This is a genomic window from Pseudomonas sp. P1_F1_2 (genome assembly GCF_056405815.1).
The window spans coordinates 1-7,438 of sequence record NZ_JBFUBK010000172.1 but is presented as its reverse complement, the minus strand read 5'-3'; the positions used below and the strand labels follow the sequence as shown (position 1 = coordinate 7,438).

General features: G+C 57.2%; 5 protein-coding genes. 1 reads left to right on the top strand and 4 read right to left on the bottom strand.

The window, feature by feature from the left end:
* Positions 1–395: 395 nt before the first annotated feature.
* The 4 genes from AC1D2P_RS29820 to AC1D2P_RS29805 form a co-directional block, all read right to left on the bottom strand.
* Complete coding sequence (locus AC1D2P_RS29820; protein ID WP_109787272.1) at positions 396–1,886, bottom strand: DUF1254 domain-containing protein; 1,491 nt, start codon at positions 1,884–1,886, stop codon at positions 396–398.
* Between the two features lie 19 nt (positions 1,887–1,905).
* Positions 1,906–3,369, bottom strand: a complete 1,464-nt coding sequence (locus AC1D2P_RS29815; RefSeq protein ID WP_477758600.1) for a DUF1254 domain-containing protein — start codon at positions 3,367–3,369, stop codon at positions 1,906–1,908.
* A 225-nt stretch (positions 3,370–3,594) separates the two neighbouring features.
* Positions 3,595–3,804 carry a hypothetical protein gene (locus AC1D2P_RS29810; RefSeq protein ID WP_109787270.1) on the bottom strand — a complete coding sequence of 70 codons (210 nt, stop codon included), beginning with the start codon at positions 3,802–3,804 and terminating at the stop codon, positions 3,595–3,597.
* A 121-nt stretch (positions 3,805–3,925) separates the two neighbouring features.
* Positions 3,926–4,507 (bottom strand): hypothetical protein, encoded by a 582-nt coding sequence (locus AC1D2P_RS29805; protein ID WP_477758599.1) that lies wholly within the window; start codon positions 4,505–4,507, stop codon positions 3,926–3,928.
* A gap of 295 nt (positions 4,508–4,802) precedes the next feature.
* Here AC1D2P_RS29805 and AC1D2P_RS29800 point away from each other — a divergent pair, with 295 nt between their 5' ends.
* On the top strand, positions 4,803–7,100 hold the full coding sequence (locus AC1D2P_RS29800) for an autotransporter family protein (RefSeq protein ID WP_477758598.1): 2,298 nt from the start codon (positions 4,803–4,805) through the stop codon (positions 7,098–7,100).
* Positions 7,101–7,438 lie beyond the last annotated feature (338 nt).

The window sequence follows — 7,438 nt, the reverse complement described above, 5'->3', positions numbered from 1 at the left end:
GATCAATGCTGCGCAGAAGGTGATTGGCTGGGATGTGATCTTCAAGGTTGAACGAGTAAAACAGTCGCTCCTGCCCACTCGATAACTGTCCCATCATGCTGTGTGATCCCCCGCCGGCCAATGCAGCAATTTTGCCGCAGCCCAGACATGGGAGCTACTTTTTCAACAGAATCGGCCGATGGCGGTCTGTCACGAATGGCAGCTAATGGCTGTGACAGCCTCGGGCAAAGAGCTGCAAACAAACAGTCAGGACCGTCGCCATAAGTGTTGAATCGACCGGTTGAATCCACCCCCCATTGCTGCCACTGACCGGCGGTAAAACATCGTTCCGTCAAACCAACCCCACGGCGATATGAGCACTCTGATGTGCTCATATCGCCTGGCGGTGTCTCTCGTTACTGTTTCTGYAAATCGCCAGGTTTCCAGGCTTTATCGAAGAACGCCTTGGTCGGGCCGTACAAACGCAGGATGACGAAGAAGCCCTTGTCAGGCAGAGTCCGAATCCAGTTTTTTCCAGCCCCCGGTGACTCGGGGCCGAAGTGGACGTCGATCGAGCCGTCGGCGTTGGCCACTGGTTTGTCCATGGTGTTCAGCGATGGGAAGGGTTGCCCGTTATCCAGACCGGAGGCGGTCACCGAGTCATAGGCCGTGACCGACCAGAACAACGCAGCCGGAATGCCTTTTGGCAAGTTCAGCGTGTAAACGTTACTGCCCGACAGGAATTCCCCTTTGGCATCGACGAACGTCGCCGGGTACTTGGCCCCGACGTTCTCCATGTTCACCGCCATGCCTGGGCTCGCCGAATAGGCGTTGGTGAAGAATCCTGTGCGCGGGTCGATGTAGTTGAAAGTGTCGGCAGTAAAAGTGGCGTTGCCGGGGAATACATTCAGCCACTTGCGATCCGGATACCAGGTGCCACCGGTGACAATGGTCTGCGGGGTATAGGAAATGGCGTGGCCGATCTTGCTGGCGGTTTTCGCGGCCTTGTCGAGCAGCTCCCGCGTTGCCGAGTCAGGCTGGAACGGTTTGCCCTTGACGATGCCCAGGGCGGCGAGCATGCCGCGCATTTCCATGTCTTGCGGGTCGACATATTCATGGTCGATAAAGCGCGAGAGCATGTCGAATGCGCTGCCATCGGTAGGGTAGAGCATGTTGACCGGAGTTTTCGAAGCGTTCGGGAACGCCATTGCCTTGGCCGTGGCTTCTTTACCCAGCGGATAGATGCGCGTCTGTTCCATGACCTTCACTGGCCCCTCAAGTTGCTTCGGATCCTTGAAGAACCCGCGCCAGAACACAAACACCCCGTAAGTGCGCGAGCGGTAAGTCAGGTAACCGGGCGGCACTTCACCTTTGTAGTCCGGTGGCAATACCAGGTACTTGGCGCCCTTGCCCTTGTCCGGCCCGGGCAAGCCGACATCGCCGCACCACTGACGACCTTCAATCTGGCCCTCGGAGCAGATCGGGCGCTGGAAGAAATCGTCGAGAATGCCCTGCAAGCCCGGCGGAACCTCGATCACCATCGGACCTTCCTGCTTCAGGTCGAGATAGCCCATGGCATAGATCACGTCGGAGTTCGGCGTGGTCACGAGTGTCCTGGCATTGAGTCGGTCTTTCCAGATCGGCAACACGTTGTAGCCCGCGCCGAAGGTTTTCTCCGAGCCTTCTTTCATGGCGTACATGTTCAGCGCGGGCAAGGCCCAGATGTAAGACTGCACGGCGCGCTGGAACAACAGCTCGTTTTTCAGTTGCGCCACACCGTCGAGTGTTGGATAGCCGCCGGCAAACGGCAGATCGGCCAGTTGCTCGTAGTGCGTGGCGGCCTGGGCGCTGATGCTGATTGCAATGCCCAGGGTCAAGGCAGTCAGGGTTTTACCTGAGGTACTCATGATTGACGTCCTGTTCTGATTAATCGGCTTTGACTACGGCTGGCGGAACCCACTGGCCATTCAGTGCGGCGGGCTCTGGCCAATAGGCACGGATATACAACGAGTAGTCCGCGTCTTTGGGCGAAGGCAGCCAGTTGCTTTCCTTGTCCTTGCCCGGCGATTCGCTCTGCACATAAATCGTCAGCGAGCCGTCGGCGTTGGCTTGCAGGGATTTGTTCTTGGTGCCGATGGAATAACGCTTCAGGTCATTGGGCGCGAAAAAGTGTTGTTCGTTGTACAGCGTCAGCGACCAGAAGCCTTTGACCGGGGGCAGCTTGTCTTTGGCGAAGGTCACGCTGTACCCGTTCTGACCATTGAGACGCGCGCCAGCCTGATCCAGATCCTGATAGAAGTATTTGGTCTCTTTCTGCTGGTTAACGAAAATGTTCGAGCGTGCCACGGCCGTGCGGGTGAAATAGTCGGTACCGAACGCCGCGCCGTTACTGACGGTACTCCAGTGATCCGGCAATTGCAGGCCGTAGTTGCGGAACTGCAACAGCGGATCGATCACTTCGCTGTCGGCTTTTTTCGCCTCGTCGATCATCGCTGCCTTGAGCTGCGGATCTGCCTTGGCGATAGCACTCAGGGCGGCCATTTGCGCATAACGGGCTTCTTCACCCGGCAATGGCTTGGCATCTTTGAGAAGGGCAGGCAGTTCGTCGAAGAACTTCTCTGGCATCACCCACTTGGTTTCGGCGTTGCCTTGCGCTTGGGCGGGAAATTTCGGCAGCTTGGCCCAGTCACGTTTTTTGACCTTGCCGTCGTACTTGGACAACGGGTACATGTCGATCCCGGCCAGCGCCGGTTGCACTGTCTGGCGGTCGGCGGCGGTGTCGTCCTGGAACACGCGGGGAATCACGAAACCGGTGTTGCTGCGCGCACGAAACACTTTGGTAATGCCGGCCGGGACCTTGCCATTCCAGTCCGGCCCGACCAGCAAGTAGAAGCCAGGTTGAGTGCCGTACATTTTGCCCAGCTCGGCGAAGCTGTCCGAGCGCAGATCAACCACCTGATACACCCAAAACCGACTGCCGAAATCCGGCACTTGCAGCACCACGGGCTCAAGGTCCAGGGCAATGCTGCCGGCGCCGTACACGACGTCTTGATTGGGACACGCCACCAGCCGCTCGGCGGGGTCGATGTAGTCGCTCAACAGCGACAGCTGATTGATCGGTGCCACTGGCACAATGCCGCCCATCAAACCCGGCTCGGGAAGGTCTTTGAAGGCCTGGCGACGGTTGAAGATATTGGCCATCGGCCAACCCCAGAAGTACGCCTCACGCGCCATCATGCGCACGTACGGCTCAGTCACCTTGGTGCCGGCTACAGGCCCGACGAAGGTGGCCTCGGCGGCGTAGCCCTGAGTGGCCAACAAAGCTGCAGTGGAGAGTGTCGTGATGAACGTCAGTGCAAAGAGGGCGTGGCGATAGGGGGGGCGATTCATAAAGCATCCTTACTTGATGGCGATCACCTGATGGCGGTGAGTCGCTGACAAGATAGCTCATCTTTACCGAGTCATGATTTGGGTCTGTTTACATGCCTGCTATTGGCTGGATTCAACCGGCACCTCAATAGCTGAATGCTCGCTATGTCGCGATTTGTCATAGCGCTGGCGCGATTTTAAAAGTCCATTGCGGACGTAGCGAGCGACAGTGGCCTGCGAATGCCGTTACTCCGGCGTCATCATCAACGCGAGCGTTATCTTGATGAACTCTTCATTCTTGTCGATGGCTTCAAGAGCGCAGCGCACGTTGTCGGCGACATCAGCCGCACCCTGTAGCTCGACCCAGTTCGAAAGCTCCATGATGGCGGCTTCGAGTGCAAGTTGGTTTTCGTTGATCTTGAACAGCAGGGAAGGGAGCAGGTCTGAGTTTGGCATCGCGATTTTTCCATGAAGACATCAGCTTGGCAGGAGAAATATTGGAAGGAACGAGGTGTCACCCGTCGGGTGAATTCTGTCACTCAAGAAGTGCCTTCAGGGCGCGTCCTGTGTTTCTTTACTACGTTAGTTCAAGTCGCTCTAACGCATAGTCCTTGCCTGCCAAGGTAAGTTCAAAAATGGTGGCGCCGAACGTACCCCGTGTCACTTTTTGCTTAACAAGACGTTTGACCTGGAGTTGCTTAAGCCCTTCTTCAACTTCCAACTTGCTGAGTGACACAAGTTTGCAAACCGAGTCTAAGTTTGCAATTTTTCTGAAGTTTGCATGATAGGCCAACGCTTCCATCAACAGTGTTTGGTTCTCTGTCAGCTGTGGAAACTGAGGGTTGTTCGCTTTGTAAATTTTTCGCTCTATCTCATGTAGCTCGCCGCAAGCTCCGTCAGTGGTGCGGTAGTAGTAAATTGCTACAGCGAGAGTGCTGATCAGCGCCGCGATAAACATCAGCAGCGACCAGTTCGGCATGGGCGTTTCTAACAGAAGCCAGCTCCACGCACGTAGCAGCCAGCCCTTGGTAACGGCCAGCAACGTCAGCTCGAAGTAAGTGTCGAGCAGCTTTGTGGCAGCCCAAGCGACAAGGACGCCTCCAGCCGAGCCGGCCATAACCTTGAAAGTGAGCAGGGAATGCTTGCCTTCTGCTGCCATGCTGCTCGTCTCTAGTGAAGGAAAAAGATGCTATCAGCATAGCAGTGGAAAAGTGGCACTCCGGCATTGGCCTTTGCATTTGCATTTGCATTTGCATTGGGAAATTATCCTGGGCGCGAATTTCGACCAGGTACTTTTGCGGTTCCAGGCATCGCCTAAGGATCCGGCTCGTGAATTCGGGAAACCTTGTCTAATCTCTTCACTGCCTTCTCGTCAAGGAGGCCGACGCGACTAACTGGCGACTTACTGCACTGCGGATGACGCAATCAGCCGCCCTGTCCCAGAGGTGAGCAGCGTGACACGATACCTACCTATCCTGGTGCTCACGGTCGGATTGACGCAGGTGTCACCGGTACTCGCCGAGACGTTCACTTGGGCGGGGGCTAGTTGTTATACGTGCCCGGAGTCCTGGACGCCGCAAGGGGTCCCTGAAAATCAGGGAGACATCGCGTCATTCACCAACGTCGGCAATGACAGTATTTCAGTGGACCTCCCAGTCAACCCCTCATCCTGGGAATTCGTAGACAGCGGCAACAACGGCCAGGATTACGCGATATCCGGGCTTCCAGTTGCTTTCGGCGGCCCCGGCCTGATCGTCAATTCCCCCGAGCTGATCACTATCAATAACAACCTCGGCGGAATCGGGGGTGTCATTCAGAACGGCGCCGGCGGGACGCTGGTGCTGACCGGGGACAACACGTACACGGGTGGCACCACCATCAACGCCGGCACTCTCTCAATCAACACCGACAGTAATCTTGGGGCCCCTGGCGGGACGTTGACCATTGGTAACGGCACACTGAGAACCAAGCAGACTTTCGCGACAAATCGCCCAGTAACCCTGACCGGAAACGCCACACTCATACAAGCTGTCGATACCGGTTTCACCTTGAATGGTGTGATCAGTGGCTCCGGCTCTTTGGCCCTGGACGGTGACGGCGGTTCCGGCGGGCTTGTCACGCTCAATGCCAGTAATACCTACACAGGGGCGACAAACCTGAACGCCGGATTCCTGTTCATCAATGGCTCAATCGCAACCTCCAGTCAGTTGATAACCAACCAGGGAACCTTCCTCGGCGGCACCGGCACACTGCCGCAAACCACCGTCGGCGGTTTTGTTTCACCGGGCCCCGCCCGCGACACAACCGGCACCCTCAATATTGCCGGGAGCCTGACCACCGCCCCCACGGCCAATTACATCGTGGACTTCAACCCCTCCGGCGCGCATGACCTGATTCACGCCACCGGCGTCGCTACGCTGAACAATGCCGACGCCACCACCTTACTCAACGGTTTTATCCCGGTGGTGAACCAGCGGTACGCGATCCTCACCGCTGACGGTGGCGTCAACGGCACGTTCAATTACCCGACCCGACAGCTGCCGCTGTCGACCGTCAGCCTCACCTACGACCAGAACAATGCCTACTTCCTCGTCGCCCGCAATCAGGTACCTATTGGCGGCACACCTGAACACCCGATCGTCATCCCGCCACCGGGGGGCACACCAGACCCCCCGATAGCGATCACCCCACCTCAAGAATCAACAGGGGGCGCCGTGGATGAGTTACCGCCAGACAACCCGATCCTCGGCGGGATCATCCTGTTGCCCACCGTGGGCGAAATCCGGGTCGCTCTCGATCAATTGTCGGGTCAGATCAACCCATCGCTCATGACCGTGATGCTGGAGGACAGCCACTTCGTGCGGGACGCGGTCTTTGACCGTCTCGACACGCCATTGGGGGCGCCGGTCACCCCCCACCATGCTGCGGACAATACGGTGCAACTGGCTTCGAACCTGACCGCATGGATACAAGGTGTCGGCGCACACCGCGAACAAGGTGACCTATCGGTTGATACCGGCGGGACGTTTCTGGGGATCGACTCGCGCATCACCGACACCACCACACTGGGCGTTTTGTTCGGCTACACACGGTCCAATGTGGACGCGCGCTACAGTTCGGCCGATGGCGATAATTACACCGTTGGCGCGTACGTCGGTACGCTGCTCGGGCCGTGGTCGCTCAAGGCGGGCACCAGCTACACGTTCAACGAAATCGATACGCGCCGGACCGTGAACTTCGGCGATTTCAGTGACTCCCCTCACGCCGACTACTCGGCCAATACCGGCCAGGTCTTCAGCGATGTCGGATACAGGTTCAATGTGGGGCCGATGATGCTCGAGCCCTATGCCGACCTCGCGTGGGTGAAGGTGAACGCCGATGGGTTCACCGAACACGGTGGGCCTGCTGCACTCTCCGTGGACAGCAGCGACAACGATGTGACGTACAGCACATTGGGAATAAGGCCCAGCTACACCTTCCTCGCCAATAACGTGCCCATGAGGGTGAAAGGCGGGTTGGGCTGGCGCCATACATTTGGCGATCTCGAACCTGTCGACACACAATCGTTCGCCCGCTCAGCAAACACATTCTCGATACCCGGCGTACCGTTGGCCGAGGACGTGACCATCGTGAATCTGGGGATGGAAGCGGCGCTGACCCCGAGTACCAACCTGAGTCTGATCTACAACGGCCAATTAGCCAGCGACGCTCATGAGAACGGCCTTGTGGGGTTGTTACGGGTAACGTTCTAATACCCTTCCATCTATGCAGGTTTGCCGGCAAACGGAGCGTGCGATCGATAGCGGCTGATAAGCGCTCGCCGTTTGGCATTGTCACGTAGCGTTCATTGCGAGCCTCAATGAACGTTACAGGGATATCTTCGACGGGCCGCTATTGGCCGATTCTGTTGAAAAAGTCGGATTTTCAGCCTGAGTAAAATCAAGCACAGCTACCACCGGATAGCCTACTCACCACTTTGTGTGGTTTCTCGGCCCTTCGTTGACCTTTGCTGCGTCGTTATTGGGTTAATTTGAGGTTTTTGGCTTAGTGCAGGCGCACCTATCCCGTGACTGGTGGCCCTTGAGATGTC

Bases quoted from the DNA above. Each gene is read 5' to 3' on its own strand.
- AC1D2P_RS29815 (WP_477758600.1), bottom strand. From the start codon at position 3,369: ATGAATCGCCCCCCCTATCGCCACGCCCTCTTTGCACTGACGTTCATC.
- AC1D2P_RS29810 (WP_109787270.1), bottom strand. From the start codon at position 3,804: ATGCCAAACTCAGACCTGCTCCCTTCCCTGCTGTTCAAGATCAACGAA.
- AC1D2P_RS29805 (WP_477758599.1), bottom strand. From the start codon at position 4,507: ATGGCAGCAGAAGGCAAGCATTCCCTGCTCACTTTCAAGGTTATGGCC.